The organism is Mesorhizobium sp. L103C131B0, from assembly GCF_000502275.1.
GTDB lineage: Bacteria > Pseudomonadota > Alphaproteobacteria > Rhizobiales > Rhizobiaceae > Mesorhizobium.
Map to the genome: position 1 here is coordinate 19,260 of NZ_AYXC01000002.1, position 15,235 is coordinate 34,494.

The following is a 15,235-nucleotide window of genomic DNA, read 5'->3' on the forward strand; positions in this document are numbered from 1 at the left end:
CGTCGGCGATGACGCCGTCGGGAAGCTGGATGAGGCGCTATGCCGCCTCCAAAATAAAGTCGGCGCAGCGGTCGCCCAGCATCATGGCGGGCGCCGCCGTATTGCCGGCATTGATGTTGGGGCAGGCCGACATGTCGGCAACCCGCAGATTGTCTATTCCGCGCACGCGCAGCGCCGCGTCCAGCACCGCCATCCGGTCGCTGTCCGAGCCCATCCGGCATGTCCCGGCCGGATGGTAGTTGGTCTTCACAAAGCGCTTGCAATGCTTTGTCATGGCTTCGTCGCTGAGATCATCCTGGCTTGGCACGGCAATGGCCTTGACCCGATCGGCGAGCGGCTTGGTCTGAAAAGCCTGCAGGAAATAACGCTGGCCGCAGATCATTTCCCTCATGTCGTCGGGATGTTTAAGGAGGTTCGGCGAAACGATCGGCATGTCCTTCGGATCCGCCGAACGCAGCCTTACGAAACCGCGCGACTTTGGCTTCACCACCACTGTCGTCACGGTAAGCCCATAGGTGTTCTCGACCAAGGTCAGGATATCGCGGTCCAGATAGACGTGCGGCACGCAGAAGGCCTGGATCGTCGGTTCGCCCTCGGGATCGGCCGGATTGACGAAGGCTCCGGCCTCCACCCCCGCTGACAGGATCGTGCCGGTGCCGAAGAGCTTGAAATGCAGGCCGTTCCTGATCATCCTCCAGCCTTGGCCCTGCCTGAAATAGCCGTATGGGCCGTTTGCGGTGGCGATGATCGGCACCTCCGGATGGTCGATCAGGTTTTCGCCGACCCCGGGCAGGTCGGCGACGCAGGAAATGCCGTGCCCGGCAAGCGCCTCGGCGGGGCCGATGCCGGACAGCATGAGCAGTTTCGGCGAGACGAGGGCACCGGACGAGACGATCACGTCGGCATCTGCATGGACGGTATGCTCGGCGCCCGACGCATCCGAATAGACGACGCCGGTGACCCGACCGTTTTCGATCAGCAGCCGGCTGACTGTGCAATTGAGTTTCAGCGTCAGCTTGGGATCATTCGTCAGCGGCTCGATGAAGGCATAGGCGGCGCTGCTTCGCTTTCCCTGCCGGTTCATGAACTGGTAGAAGCCGACCCCGCGCTGCGACGGTCCGTTGAAGTCATGGTTGTACGGCAATCCAAGGCCTTGGACGGCCTGGACGAACCAACGGGAAACATCATCGATGTGGCCTGGATCCGAGACCAGTAGCGGACCTTCGCTTCCATGCAGTTCGCCGCCGAGGCGGTTGTTTCCCTCCATGCCGGTGAAATGCGGCAGCACCGCCTGCCAGTTCCAGCGTACGCCGGCATTGTTGCCGCGCAGCAGCTCGTCCCACTCCTCATAATCGGCCGAGCGGCCTCGCATGTAGACCTGGGCGTTGACCGAGGTGCCGCCGCCCAGCACGTTGCCTTGCGAGATTTCATGGACGCGCCCGTCGAGATGGGCCTGCGGCTCGGTGCGGTGATAGCGCATGAATTTCGAGCCGTTGATCATCTTGAAGATGCCGGGCGGCATGTCGAGCAAGGGGTGATGATGGGAATGGCCGGCCTCCAGCAGCAGGGTTCGCCGTCCCGCTTTGACAAGCCTTGCCGCCGCGACGCAGCCGGCTGCTCCGCCGCCCACCACGATATGGTCGTAGGACTGCGTCATGCTTCCGGCGCCTCACGGCTTTCGAATGTACCGCGGACATACTCCCAGGCCGCCGAGAGGTGGTTGAGCAGCGCCCGCTCGGCGCCGTCAGGATCTCGCTCAATGATGGCCGTGCAGATTTCACGATGGCTGAGGAAATTCACGCGGTTGCGCTCGGGCGACCGTGGCATGCGCATCCAATGCGGCGACAGCCAGGCGGTAAATGCCTTGTGCACGACAGGCAGCACCGGGTTGCGCGCGATATCATAGAGCGCTGCGTGGAACGCCACGTCCGTCGCATAGAATTTCTCGGAATCCGGGATCGCCGCCTCGTTCATCGCCAGCGCCGCCCTCAGGGCTGCGATGTCATCCTTGCGGGCATGGATGGCGGCGTTGCGCGCCAGCGACGCCTCGAGGAAGACGCGCATGTCGTAGAGGTTCTTCACGCCCGCCTGGTCGCTCAGCAGATGTCCTACAATGCCGTCGAGGGCGCCGAGCGCGGCATCCAGGCCGGGCCGGCGCGCCACGGGTCGGAACCGCGGACGCGCTTCCACCAGGCCGCGGCTGGCCAGGCGCGCAATCGCCTCACGCACAACGCCCCGGCCGACACCATACTCGATCATCAGTTCGCGCTCGGCCGGCAGGTAGCTGCCGTCGCCAAGCCTTCCGGACGTGATGTCGGCCTCTATGCCGGCCACCATCGCGTCGGCCGCGCGGGCGGCGAGAATAGCCGCGGGCATCTCAGGACGCTCTTCCGTATCCAGCAAGCCTTTTCCTCCCAGATGGTCCTGTTATTAGAAGGTAAATCGGACCAAAGCACAAGCGGATTGATGCTTTTGTAGGACCAAAAATGACGGATTGGCTTCAGAACCGCTGAAAGATCAGCCACATTGTTGCCAGTCAGCGCTGCCGGTGCAATTATGGTCCGATGAAAAAACGTGAATGGAGCGCAGCATGAGCCGCACCGAAATCAAGGAAGTCGAGACCCGGCTGTTTCGGGTCCCACTGCGTGAGGTGATGACCGATGCGAAGCACGGCGCGCACACGCATTTCGAGCTGGTCACCGTCACGCTGAGGCTTGCCGACGGCACCGAGGGCACAGGCTACACCTACACCGGCGGCAGGGGCGGCTATGCGATCAAGGCAATGATCGATCACGACCTCGCGCCGTTCCTCAAGGCACGCGACGCAACGCAAATCGACACGATCTACGACGGCATGCTCTGGCACATCCACTATGTCGGGCGCGGCGGCATCACTTCTTTCGCGATCTCGGCGATCGACATCGCATTATGGGACCTCAAGGGCCGGCGTAGCGGCCTGCCGCTTTGGCAGATGGCGGGCGGGGCCGGGAAGAGCGCCAAGGCCTATCGCGGCGGCATCGACCTAAACTTCACCCTAGATCAGCTTTTGGCCAGCATCGATTCCTATCTCAATGCCGGCTTCACCGGGGTGAAGATCAAGGTCGGCAAGGACGACCTTGCCGAGGATGTGGCCCGGGTGAAGGCAGTTCGCGAGCGCATCGGCCCTCATGTCACCTTTATGGTTGACGCCAACTACGCGCTGGACGTCCCGCGAGCGATCGAGGCAGCGAGAGCATTCGCCGCCTACGATCTGCTGTGGTTCGAGGAGCCCATCATACCCGACGACTATGAGGGTTACGCCAGCATTGCCAAGGCGACCGGAATGCCCCTGGCAATGGGAGAAAACCTGCATGTCATCGAGGAGTTCGAGCATGCCTTCGCTTGGTCGGATCTCGCCTACATCCAACCCGACGCCTCCAACTGCGGCGGGGTCACGGGCTGGCTGCGCGTGGCAGCGCTCTCACGCAAGGCTGGCATTCCGGTCTGCAGTCACGGGATGCAGGAACTTCATGTCAGCCTCGTTGCAGGTCAGACAAATGCCGGCTGGTTGGAGGCGCATAGTTTCGATATTGACCATTACACCACCGAGCCGCTGAGGCTTCAGGATGGTTTGGCGATAGCACCCGACGAGCCTGGAGTGGGCGTTGTCTTCGACTGGCGGAAATTGGCGGATTTTCGCCAATAGCGCCCCCTGAACGGCGGCACGGCCGCATGCATTTTGTCCAGATCCTGCTTCCTCGTTCCGGCAACGCGGAGAGCGCTTCGCCGAGGAAGACTTCGACCGTCTGAAGAACGAACTCGCCGCCGCCGCAGCCAGCGGGCATACCACTTATCGGATGCCACACTTACATTTGTAATTGCAGCGACGCTTCACCGGCTTTAACTCACGCGATCATAGCAGCGACACGACAAATGCAGGCGGCCGCCCGAAAACGGGCAGAAGCTGCAAGCATTGGGTGCGCCTGCAGGGAGGCGGCGATGGTTGCAACGCGTACGGACACTGCGCATGCGGTTATGGAGGACTTCATTCTATCACGGCACCGCTCACCGGTCCGCGAAGTTGGATTTTACGAGGCTATGAGTCAAACCCGACAAGCGATCGCCACATCGCGCGAGGTGCTGAGGCGCTTTCGCGAACGTCAGGGCGACGACACTCCTCGAGCAAAGAATACAGACCGTGGTCCTGTCGCCGTGTCAGCCTTCGATGCCGACATCATACGCGCTGCATGCCGAGATCTGATCGCGGAGATGAACGTGCCCGAGTGTCAATGGCGCGAGCTGGCACGAAGTCTGGTGCGCGAATTCGTGGCCTGCGAGCAGACCGAAGCCGGTTTGGTGGATTGGATCGTCCGCCGGCCAGCGATGACGAAGACGGACGAGGCCGGCTGACCGGAGCCAACTGGCGGGGCGGCGAATGAGCCAGGAGTCAGTCGACCGCAATTAACGCGAGCAAACAGGTCTCCCGGCGACTTGTTGCGCGGGAACTGCGGTGATCCGAGGATCGGAAACTTTGGCGAGCGGCTTGGACACATCTGATCCTCCTCGTCTGTAGCGTCGGGCTCGTGTTCGCATTTGAAGCATGTAGCGAGGACTGGCCGATGGCGTGACCTTTGGTTGAGTGGAGACGAATGCGTCCAGCCCACTGTCCAAGGCACCGCGACGGCCATGTCGCGTTGCTCCCGGCCTTCGCACAAGCAGCCCAAGCCGGACGCCAACCAGGCTGCATTAGGCCAATGGGAACAATTTGCGCGGGCCGAGCTTGGGCTAGCGTCGTACAGAGGTGCAAGTATGCAAGATAATTTTGACCGAGCTTCATCCGTCGCGGAGGTTGCGGAATCATTCGTGAGATCCCGGAGGCCGTTCTCTGTCGTATCGACCCGGGATGCGGTCACGATTGTCAGGAAACAGGCAGCTTTTTGCGAGCATACGGATGGCGAGCTTGCGGAGTTGGTGGCGGCAATTGCGGTCAGGCATGGTCGATTGGTCGCGTTCGATCTTGATCTCGACGACACAGGCTTGGAGATCGGTCGCGCAGCATAGCCAACGCCTCACGCAATGAGATAGCCACCGTCAACCGGCAAAATTGCCCCAGTGATGAATCCCGCGAGCGGCGAACACAAGAACAAGGCGGGGCCGGTCAGGTCGCCCGGCGTACCCCAGCGACCCATCGGAGTGCGTTTCATCAATTCCGCGTTGCGAGCTGGATCGGCCCGTGGCGCGGCGGTCATGGCGGTCTCGATCCAGCCAGGCGCCAATGCGTTTACGCGGATGCCATCCCCGGCATAGGCGATGGCGAGCGACTTGGTAAGTTGCACGATGGCGCCCTTGGATGCGGCGTAAGCCGGCGCATGAGCCGCGCCGAAAAACGCGAACATCGAGGCGATGTTGACGATGGCGCCCCCGTTCGAGAGTGCCCCTCGGAACGCGCTCGCACTCCGCATGGAGCCGGTGAGATTGATATCGACCACCGTTTCGAAACCCTGGACAGTGAATTCGGCGGCGCGCAGGTTTACCCCTGCGCAATTTACGAGCGCTGCAACGGATGTGAACTGACTGGAATATCCTTCGACCGCAGTCATGTCCCGGACGTCGAGTACTGAATACGAGACGGGGGTGCCGCATGCACGAGCGGCCGCTACCTCGGCGGCCGTGGCCCCCGTCGCGTGGACGATTGCCCCGGCCCCGGCGAACGCCATGGCGATGCCGTTTCCGATGCCTGTCGTGCCTCCGGTAATGACGACGGTCTTGCCCGCGAAGAAGGGCATCGCCCATATGGAATCGGTCACCAAGATCTCCTCGTTTCGCCTCTGTGGCGGAGCGCGAACTTACCGCAGCGGAAGACAAACGGGCGGATGTCTACCGCACGAATTGATCGACGAAATCGTCCCCGAGACCCACGCTCGCATAGTGGCTTCTGCACATGTCGATCTTGGTGAAAACGTCCTCGAAACCAATCTGCTTGTTATCCTTGTCCAGGTAAACCATGCAGCCGGAGATGTTGAAGAAGGTGATCATCTCGGGCACGTCGCTTGGGACCGTGAGCGTGTGGATTTCACCGGGCGGCTCGAAAACGTAAGATCCGGTCTCTGCCACCCAGTCGTGTTCAAGGTAGTGCCAACGCCCCTTGATCACATAGCCATGCACGGGGGCCGGATGCAGATGACGGCTTAATATCCCGGCCCGGCGTACGCGGAGCAGATTGCACCACTGGCCTTGCATTGTGTTGAGCATAAGTGGTCGGAACCACACGCCCTTAGCCTGTGGGACCCAGACACGCTCGTCTTCGGGGACGGCAGCGATCGCGATCTCTTTCGGTGCCAGGGGATGGGCGGAGCCGTTGAAGGATTGATACATAGGAACCTCTGTCGCCAATTCATTGGAGTCCATATCAGCGCGATCCTAACAACTGGGCCGAGTTCTGCCGAGGCGCAATCGGGCGCCCACGCATTGGGAAAGTTGTCGGCGCGCGCCCGCCCGCTGCCGCGACCGCAAGCGGGAAGGGTTTCGGGATGGTCCGTTGGGCGTCGAAGACGATCAGTGGGTTCCTTCTTGCCTTATCATGCGGCTATCCGGGAGTGCACCGGGCTGGTTCTGGTCTGGAAGCCCCGGTTTCGGACTTCCAAGGCCAGCAAGGCGAGTTCGACCTCGTCCAATCGCGACGGGCGTGCATTTTCCGGCATGCCTTCGGCGGTGGCCAGGTCGATCAGATACTCGTTCCAGGCCCAGTTCTTGAGCACGGCGCGTTTCTCGTCGGGTGCGAGCACCGGGTCGTCCACGACCTCCATCGGAGAGGCGTAGAATGTCTCGGGCTCCGAAAGCGCCGTCTGTATGTGCGCTGTCTGTGCACCGGCGCCATAGCCGTGACTTGCCTGGAGCCAAGCCAACTGCAGCCGCTGCCAAACCAGGTCGGAAAAGGCCTGTTTTTCCTCCGATACATGTTGTCTCCTGATCTTGGCCGGGGAAGCAGGAGGTGCCGCCTGCACCACGTAATTGAGGCCTTGACGCTCGGCATAACGGATCGCCGCTTCCAGCGTCGGAAAGTTCAGTTCAACCTGGGTCAGGGTGTCCCGGCCACCGGTATAGCCCATCAGCGGCTCGATGAACGGGGCTGTGCGGCGTTCGAAGACCAATCGCCAGTCCCTGTGGGGCTTTGCCGAGGTCATGGCCGAGCGGCAGGGCTGGTAGATCCGCGCCACTGCGCCCTCCGGAAACACTGACCGTCCCATTGACAAAGCCGGCCCGTCTAGACGAGGCCGATTGTCATTGTCCGGCCGGACGGACGTCTTGGTTAGGTTTCTGTTGTCGCTGCTTTGAACTGTCTCCATTGCCTGTCCCTCCCGTTATGAAGGGTCGCACGGGCAGCGGCCGTAAGGGCCGCCACCCATACTGCATCCGTCAGTTCTTCCCGTTGATTGCGATCCGCTTGGCCTTCGCCTGCGCCCGCTCGGTCTTGGGCAACGTCACGGTCAGCACCCCGTTCTTGAAGGCGGCGTTGACCTTGTCTTCTTCAACCTCGTAGCCGAGCGGAATGAGGCGCTCGAAGCGACCGTAGAAGCGCTCGGAGAACTGCCGGTCCTTGTCCTCGGTCTCGGAACGCTTCTCGCCTTTAAGCTTGAGCGCCCCATTTTCCAGCAGGACTTCTATGTCGCTCTCGTCCAGGCCAGGTATTTCCGCCGTGACGCGGACTTCCTTGTCCGTGTCGGAGATTTCGACACTCGGCCAATTGGCGGCGAAAGAGGGACCGAAGGCCGGCAGTCTGGCGCCAAAGCTGCGGAAGGCGTCATCGAACAGCCGGTTTACCTCCCGGTGGAGGGAGACGAAGGGGTCTCGATCTCCGTCGGGGAAGAGACTGGGCGCCGAGTTTCCGTTGCCCCGGCCCCATGGGATCAAGTCACGTACGCTCATTGTCTTTCTCCTTTTGTAGGTCTCTGAGTCGGGCGGGACGCCCGGCTCAAGCGAAAGCCTTCATGGTGGATTGCTCAGGCGGCCAGCTTGTCGGTCTCGACCTTGGGCGCCTCGATCTTCGGCATGGGAGCCCCGCTGGAGATTTCGATCTTGCGCGGTTTCATCTCCTGGGGAACCTCGCGCTTGAGATCGATGCTCAGCAGCCCGTTCTCAAGGCTGGCGCCCTCGACTTTGACATGATCGGCCAGTTCGAACCGACGCTCGAAAGCGCGCCCGTTGATGCCACGGTACAGATACCGGCCGTTCTCATCGCCGGATTGCGACCCGCTCACAACCAGCATGTTGGGCTGGTGGGTGACGGTCAGCTGGTCCTGCGAGAAACCGGCGACCGCCATCGTGATGCGATACTGATCATCATCAACCTTGGCGATATCGTAGGGCGGCCAGTTGTCGAACGAGGCCACACGGCTCGCACTTTCAAGCATGTCGACCATGCGGTCGAAGCCGATGCTGGACCGGTATAGAGGGGTAAAATCGAGGTTTGTCTTCATAGCCACATCCTCCTTTGAGCAACATGGACAACAGAAGGCGCCAAGAGCCTTGCCGCCTCCTGGTGTTGCCGGCCCCATTAGGCTGCCGGCGACCATCAATTTAGAATCGCGACTTACACCTTCAAGAGCAAGAATAGGAAAATTTTCATCGGCAATCTGGGCGAACGCACCAATGCCACCCCTTCCGCCGGCGGGGTCACTCGCCGACGGGTCCATGGCGCAAGAACAACGACGTCGCCCTTAAATCCGATCGACGAATGGTATGAACGCGGCCACTGCCGCGCTGTCACTGCAGTCAGGACCGGCACGCTCATCCGATTGATCCAACTGTTGCAACGCATCCATGATCGTGTCGAAGGTGACCGGTTCACCCGCTCGCGGCAGCATGCGAAGCGCTGGCACGGATTCTACGGCGCAGGCATCCGATGCCCATGACGAAAGAATGGCGCGCTTCTCCTGAGCGTCCAGGGCAACATCGGCCAAAACGTCGTGGGGATGTTTGAAATGCCGCGCCGGATGCAGCAAGCGGTCCAGAAAAACGTCAGGGGCCCACGGGTTCAATCGATGCAAAATAGCTCGAAATGGGTCCTTCCATGGATGGTCCTCCGCTTCAGACAATCTCATGCGTGTTTGGCGGCTCTCGCCAGCGGCTGTCGATCACGACCAGGCAGATCATCCAGGAACGACGCTCAACGACTTTCCCTAGGTGATGTCGATACCGAGACTCATCGTCCGGCACCCTGGGCGGCTCGATCACGACCGAAGCGAACGAGCCGTTCGCGATCGAGGGTGGCGATGCTGCACTTCCCCAGATGTTCGGAGCATAGCGAGGGCTGCGGCCTTGGAGCGGCGAGGGGACTTGCCTACATCGCACATGTCGTCGATATGGAGGTCGATGAGTTCGCCGAAGGCTTCAGGCGCGCTAACAGGGCTTTGTCGGCGTCTCACTGCGATCGACTTGGTGTCGGTGCCCCGGCGCCGCGCATCCTCGCGTTGCAGGAAGGTCTCGCTGACGCAGCGTGTGCGGCAGGTTCTAAGGTTCTGATGTTAAACAGATGCTGAAAAATCAAGAGCATAGACTGGCCATTGCACCGATGATGGATGGGATAGATGATGAGTAATATCAGATAGCTGCATGATACCGTGTGCAAAAATCGCACACGTAAGTTCTGCTTCTCTTCTTTTTCGTTCCCACGACGGCGGCGCCGACTGCCCTTTTCGGACGCCCTTCTTCCCGACGACATTGACCGTTCCAATCCGGATGTTCGCCGGGATATCCGTGAACCTCATTCTCCGATGCGGCGTCCAATTTTTCTGCGGTTCATGGAAGCTGTTCGAACTTTCTGGGTCGCACCTCAGCCCGAATTACTGGGGCTCCTGGACGAAGCGGGAAGGAGATTCGGCTTCCGGCAGTTTGGCGGGCGTCGAGTGTAGACGGCCGCTTTGCGCCTCATATCGCCACAGGACGGCAACTTGCACCCGGCCGGAGACGGACCTACGCCCGGGAATCGCGGTTTGATTTGGCGTGACTTGGGCCCGCGTCCTATTTATTGGCGCTTGTTTCAGCCCGACTCCATGGGCTTTTCACGGATATCGTTGACGCGCGTACGCCACGGTGGCGGGATGAGCGGGTTGCTCTACCTCGACGGATCTGAGTTGCGCGCTACCCGGGCGTCATCGACTTCAGCATCGAAGCGACGCGCATGATTATCGGCATCAGTACGATTATCAGGCTCAGCGGAAACAGACATGTGGCCAGCGGAAAGAGCATCTTGATAGGCAGGGCATTGGCCTTTTCCTCGGCGCGCAGGATTCGCATCTGACGCATTTCCTTGCTGTAGACGCGAAGGCTCTTTGTGACACTGGAGCCAAGTTCTTCCGACTGTCGAAATAACACGGCAAGCGACCTGGCCTCGTCGATGCGCAGGCGGGTCGCCAGGTTGGTCAATGCATCGCGTAGGCGCCGGCCGCCGCGAACTTCAAGCATCATTATGGATAGGTGCAGCCCGAAGTCGGGCCGGGTCGACATGAACTCACGCGCGACACGATCGGCCGCCGCTTCGACGCTCAGGCCGGCGTCGACGCAAACGATCAACATATCCATGAAATCAGGAAAGATCCTGCGATAGGCTTTCTCCTTGGCAACTCCCATGCGTTCGAGCACGATGCCGTGGATGAAGAAAACAAGGCCCCCGCACAACATGGATATCAGGATCGCGAGCGGCCTGGAAACGCTGACCAAGTAGTGTTCGAAAACCAGAAATGTGCCAAGCAGCACCAGCACCGAGATCACGGCACGCGCGGTCTGAAATATCGTACTAGCCTGCGGTGAAAAGAACCCGGCTCGCAACAGGCGGTTCGGCAATGAATTCGAATTTGCGTCTTTCCGGACAACGTTGAAATAGTTTTTGACGAAGACGCCGTACCGGTCATCGGTTATTTCGGATGCAGTGCTGTAATAGGAACCGCCGACCGCGTCGCTGTCGCTCGCTGCATCTGTCAGCCTGGACGCCATTTCGCGTTGGCTCGCAATCCTTCCAACAATGACCGTCGAGAAAAGCAGAACACCGACGAAAGTGGCAAGGAGGATCAGTGTTTCGTTCATCTATCGCACTCAAAAATCGAAATTGACAAGTTTATAGAGAATAAAATTCCCGACAGCCATCACAGCGAAGGCCACCGCTAAAATAACGTTGCTATATCCACTTTCCCAGACAGGATCGAAATAGGTCGGCACGAGTGTGCTGATCATAAGATAGAGGCCGAAGGGAAATGCCGACATGATCAGGGCCGTTATCCTGCCTTCGGCGGACAGGGCCTTGACCTTGGCCCGAAGGATCGCTCGTTCGCGAACCACGTTCGCCAGGTTCTCCAGTATCTCGACAAAATTGCCGCCGGTTCCACGCTGGACGCTCATCGAGATCGCCAGAAGCTTCAGGTCCTCCGCTCCGACGCGCTCGATCATGTTGAGCATCGCATCGTTGAGATCGGTTCCGTAGGTGAGTTCGTCACTGAGCATGCCGAACTCCGTCCCTATGGGATCGGGCAATTCCCGCGAGACCAGGGCTATCGATATCGGCAATGGATGCCCGGCCGAAAGGCTCCGGGTCACCACGTCGAGTGTGCCTGGCAATTGGGTCGTGAACTTTCTTATCCGTTTCCCACGCACGCGTATCATGATGACAAGCGGCAGGGCGGCCAAAAAGAGGACCACCGAGATGAACCTCGGCAGTGTCGGAACACCTAGATAGCTCAGCACCAACCAGACCAGAACAGCGATCACCGGCGCATAGATCGCCAGCCTCATGACGTCCAGCTTCAGTCCGGATTGCGCGAACAACCGCCGCAGTCGGACCAGCGGTTTGAAGCCGCGGCGATCATAGTCAAGCGCCCTTTCGCGGACCATCCCCTTGAAGACGCCAAGACTGTCCTCGGTGCCTTGCAGAAGCTTGAGGCGGTAGTTCAGCGAACTGCTTCGCCGGAATTGGTTCGCGACAATCCCTGTGACTCTTTCGAACAGTATCAGGCCACCGATAAAAACTAATGCGTAGATGAGCATGAGGTCCATTGCGCACCTACACCAATGAGCGACCCGGATCGAAAATGTCGCCCGGCAGCTGGAAGCCCAGTTCGGCGATATGCTCGAGGAATCGCGGACGGATGCCGGTTGCCCGGAACTGACCATTCACCCTGTTCAAGTCGTCAACGCCAAGCTTTTGGAATTTCATGATCTCCTGCATCTGGACGACGTCGCCCTCCATGCCGGTGATTTCGGTGACTGAAACCAGACGCCGCGTGCCGTCGTGAAGGCGCTCGACCTGGACGATCAGGGTGATTGCCGAAGCGATCTGGGACTTGATGCTCAACTGCGACATCGGCATGCCTGCCATACCGATCATTTGCTCAAGCCTGGAGACCGCATCGCGCGGCGTGTTGGCGTGAATCGTCGTCATCGATCCTTCGTGACCGGTGTTCATGGCCTGCAGCATGTCGAACGCTTCCTCGCCGCGAACCTCGCCGACGATAATCCTGTCGGGTCGCATACGGAGGGCGTTCTTCAGGAGCTCGCGCTGGCGTATTTCGCCGCGTCCGTCCAGCGTCGGCGGCCGCGTTTCGAGCCGGCCGACATGGGGTTGCTGAAGCTGCAATTCGGCGGCGTCTTCGATCGTGATCAAGCGCTCGCGGTTTGAAATCTGCGACGAAAGCGCGTTGAGCATGGTGGTCTTTCCGGAACCGGTTCCTCCGGAGATGATCATCGAGACCTTGCCCTTGACCGCCGCGGTCAGCAGAACCTGCATTGCCTTGGCCATCGAATGACTTTCGACAAGGCGGTCGAGCGTGTACGGGCGGCGCGAAAACTTGCGGATCGAGACGAGCGGACCATCGATCGCGACTGGCCTGATGGCAGCGTTCACCCGGGATCCGTCGGGAAGCCGCGCGTCGACCAGCGGCGACGACTCGTCCACACGTCGCCCGACGGTCGTGACGATCTTGTTGATCACGCGCATAAGGTGATCTTCGTCCTTGAACCGGATAGGGGTATCCTCAAGCTGGCCATAGCGCTCGATGTAGACGTGCTCATGGCCGTTGATCAGGATATCGGAAATCGTATCGTCCTTGAGCAACGGCTCTATCGGGCCGAGCCCGAGCATCTCGTCGGTAATGTCGCTGATCAGGGTGTCGAGCTCACGTGCATTGAGCGGGAAATTCCGCGCCCGGACGTATTCGCGCACCAGCGGCCGGATTTCTGCCGCGAGTTCGTCATTTTGCGCGGTCTCAAGCAGTCCGAGATTGATACGGTCCAGAAGATAGCGGTGCAGGTTCACACGTTCCGAAACCATGTCGGGGCCAAGAGCACCACGCTCCTCCGGCTTTGGCTCCTCGGTCAGCGGCGGAACGGAAGGAACGACTTCGGTCTTGGTCTTCTCTGCGAGCGCGAGGTCAGACGCCACGACAGGCGCCTGCGGCAGATCCTCGGATCGTGACCTGTAAAATCGTCCAATGATGCCGTTGGCCATACCGCCCGCTCTTCCTATTCGACAATCACTTTTGCGCCAATGTGCACCTCGCCATAGAGCTTCAGCACATCGGCGTTGGTCATGCGAAAACAGCCGGAAGACACGAATCCTCCGATCGAGGGCGCATCGTTGGTGCCGTGGATGCGATAGAGTGTGTCGCGCTGCCCTTTGAACAGATAGATCGCGCGCGCGCCAAGCGGATTGTAGGGGCCTGCCGGCATCATTTCCGGCAGCCGCGGATCGCGCTGGCGCATCTCGGCCGGCGGCCGCCATTCCGGCCATTCGGCCTTACCGCCGACACGCACGGTGCCGGTCCATACGAACTCATCCTTGGCCACGCCGATCGAGTATCTGGCGACTTTGCCCGGCGCCACGACAAAGTCGAGCGTTCGCGCCGCGGTCGAGATCAGGATTGTTCCCGGCTTTTCCCTGGTCTCCGTCGCAACGACGCGCCTGGTGACCGGCCCAAGGCTCTTCGGCACCGGGTCGCTTCGTCTCTCCGTCGCATCGGCTCTGCCGATGCCGGCGATGGCCACCAACACAAGACCGGCTCGGGCGCTGCCGCGCGCTAGGCGGCCGATCCGACCCAGACTGGTCATTTCACGGCCTCGGCTAGTTTTTCGATCTGGCGGACGAATTTCGAGCGCGGGTTGACTTCGACCGGCAGCATGCCGCGATTGATTGCCTCGTTCATGGTGCCCCAGTCGTCCTCGACGACCATGGCGCTCGATTGCTTGAAGATGTTGTTGGCGTCCTTCTTGCCGATGCCGAAGCTGAAGAGACGCCTGCGATGCTTGTTGGCGATGACCTTGATCGCAATATCGTCGCTTCTGAGCTTCTTGATCCGGTTGTAGACTTCCTTGGCCTGCTGCAGGCCGGGAATGGTCAATTCGGTGACCAGATGGATGGAATTGACCGCGGCCAGCAGTTCATCCTTCCAGCTCGTCTCGTAATAGGGGATGTCGACCACGGTGTGATTGTTCTGGAGAGACACGACGTCCAGCATGCGCAGGACAAGTTCGCCGCCGGTGGGAGCCATCGTGACGCCGGGTTGGCGGAACGACAGCAGCGAAAAACCGCGCTGGTGCTTCTTCTTGATGATGTCGATGAATTCCAGATCGACCCGCGAAGGCTGCGCGATGATCGGCCGTAAATCGTAGTCATTGGGCGTATTCAGGTAGTGACCGCAAGCGCCGGTGGCAAAATCGAGATCGAACAAGGCAACGCTGACTTGCGTTTTCTTCGCCGTGCGGGCGAGCGCATCGGCCAGCGAGATTGCGACGGAGGTTCCGCCGGCTCCGCCCACCGCCGAGACGACCGCATGCACATGGTTGCCGCCTGAATGCGCCATCTGCACATTTCCGGTCACGGCTTCAAGGAAGCCCTTGCGGTCCAGCGGCTTTCTCACCCAGTCGCTGCCGTTGAGCTTCAGCAGCAGCCGCATGCGCTGGTCGGTGAGCGGATCGGAAACCACGATCAGCGGAAGCGCGGCGAACTTGCGCCGCAGTTCCTGCGCGACGGTGCTTTCGAGGAGGGCGCCATCGCCGGCGTCGAGCACCAGCAAATCGTAGCTTGCCGGATCGACCGCCATGCGCTTGTCCAGCAGCGCGCCATGATCCTTCACCTCGGAATCGTATTGCGAAAGCGCCGACAGCGAGCTCTGCATGAACTCGGACGCCGCCTGATCCGCCGAGGCGATCAGCACCTTTATTCTTCTCGAAAAGTTCATATGGCTTGTCATCCGAGAAATGCTCGATGTTC

At 60.3% G+C, this 15,235-nt stretch carries 15 protein-coding genes; 2 read left to right on the plus strand and 13 right to left on the minus strand.

Going from position 1 to position 15,235, the window contains the following annotated elements; all coding sequences use genetic code 11:
• Positions 1-37 precede the first annotated feature (37 nt).
• Together X730_RS161090 and X730_RS161085 are read right to left on the minus strand one after the other, a co-directional pair.
• Positions 38-1,657 carry a GMC family oxidoreductase gene (locus X730_RS161090; protein WP_023825540.1) on the minus strand — a complete coding sequence of 540 codons (1,620 nt, stop codon included), beginning with the start codon at positions 1,655-1,657 and terminating at the stop codon, positions 38-40.
• Positions 1,654-2,403, minus strand: a complete 750-nt coding sequence (locus X730_RS161085; RefSeq protein WP_023748427.1) for an FCD domain-containing protein — start codon at positions 2,401-2,403, stop codon at positions 1,654-1,656. The genes X730_RS161090 and X730_RS161085 overlap by 4 nt, the downstream gene beginning before the upstream one ends.
• 187 nt (positions 2,404-2,590) lie before the next feature.
• On the opposite strand from X730_RS161085, the gene X730_RS161080 reads away from it, so the two are divergent.
• Together X730_RS161080 and X730_RS161075 are read left to right on the plus strand one after the other, a co-directional pair.
• Entirely contained in the window at positions 2,591-3,685 is a 1,095-nt protein-coding gene (locus tag X730_RS161080; protein WP_023825541.1) for a mandelate racemase/muconate lactonizing enzyme family protein, read from the plus strand.
• Between the two features lie 293 nt (positions 3,686-3,978).
• A complete protein-coding gene (locus X730_RS161075; protein WP_023825542.1) occupies positions 3,979-4,389 on the plus strand; it encodes a hypothetical protein in 411 nt (136 codons plus the stop codon).
• A 659-nt stretch (positions 4,390-5,048) separates the two neighbouring features.
• Here X730_RS161075 and X730_RS161070 read toward each other — a convergent pair.
• From X730_RS161070 to X730_RS161025, 11 genes are all read right to left on the minus strand, one after another.
• Positions 5,049-5,786, minus strand: coding sequence for an SDR family oxidoreductase (locus X730_RS161070; protein ID WP_245260122.1), 738 nt, complete (start codon positions 5,784-5,786; stop codon positions 5,049-5,051).
• A 70-nt stretch (positions 5,787-5,856) separates the two neighbouring features.
• On the minus strand, positions 5,857-6,354 hold the full coding sequence (locus X730_RS161065) for a 2,4'-dihydroxyacetophenone dioxygenase family protein (RefSeq protein WP_023752250.1): 498 nt from the start codon (positions 6,352-6,354) through the stop codon (positions 5,857-5,859).
• Positions 6,355-6,557: 203 nt separating this feature from the next.
• Entirely contained in the window at positions 6,558-7,325 is a 768-nt protein-coding gene (locus X730_RS161060; RefSeq protein ID WP_023714224.1) for an NADH dehydrogenase ubiquinone Fe-S protein 4, read from the minus strand.
• Positions 7,326-7,395: 70 nt separating this feature from the next.
• On the minus strand, positions 7,396-7,905 hold the full coding sequence (locus X730_RS161055) for an Hsp20/alpha crystallin family protein (RefSeq protein WP_023714223.1): 510 nt from the start codon (positions 7,903-7,905) through the stop codon (positions 7,396-7,398).
• 74 nt (positions 7,906-7,979) lie between these two features.
• The gene (locus X730_RS161050) at positions 7,980-8,456 is read right to left on the minus strand and encodes an Hsp20 family protein (protein ID WP_023824891.1); all 477 of its coding nucleotides are present in this window, start codon (positions 8,454-8,456) and stop codon (positions 7,980-7,982) included.
• 240 nt (positions 8,457-8,696) lie between these two features.
• Positions 8,697-9,080: a hypothetical protein gene (locus X730_RS0133090; protein ID WP_245261294.1), complete on the minus strand. Its 384-nt coding sequence runs from the start codon at positions 9,078-9,080 to the stop codon at positions 8,697-8,699.
• Between the two features lie 1,039 nt (positions 9,081-10,119).
• The gene (locus tag X730_RS161045) at positions 10,120-11,061 is read right to left on the minus strand and encodes a type II secretion system F family protein (protein WP_023755305.1); all 942 of its coding nucleotides are present in this window, start codon (positions 11,059-11,061) and stop codon (positions 10,120-10,122) included.
• Between the two features lie 9 nt (positions 11,062-11,070).
• A complete protein-coding gene (locus X730_RS161040; RefSeq protein ID WP_023755304.1) occupies positions 11,071-12,024 on the minus strand; it encodes a type II secretion system F family protein in 954 nt (317 codons plus the stop codon).
• Positions 12,025-12,031: 7 nt separating this feature from the next.
• A complete protein-coding gene (locus tag X730_RS161035; protein ID WP_023755303.1) occupies positions 12,032-13,474 on the minus strand; it encodes a CpaF family protein in 1,443 nt (480 codons plus the stop codon).
• Between the two features lie 14 nt (positions 13,475-13,488).
• Entirely contained in the window at positions 13,489-14,073 is a 585-nt protein-coding gene (locus X730_RS161030) for a L,D-transpeptidase (RefSeq protein WP_023755302.1), read from the minus strand.
• Positions 14,070-15,203 carry a hypothetical protein gene (locus X730_RS161025; RefSeq protein WP_023830077.1) on the minus strand — a complete coding sequence of 378 codons (1,134 nt, stop codon included), beginning with the start codon at positions 15,201-15,203 and terminating at the stop codon, positions 14,070-14,072. The genes X730_RS161030 and X730_RS161025 overlap by 4 nt, the downstream gene beginning before the upstream one ends.
• Positions 15,204-15,235: the final 32 nt, after the last annotated feature.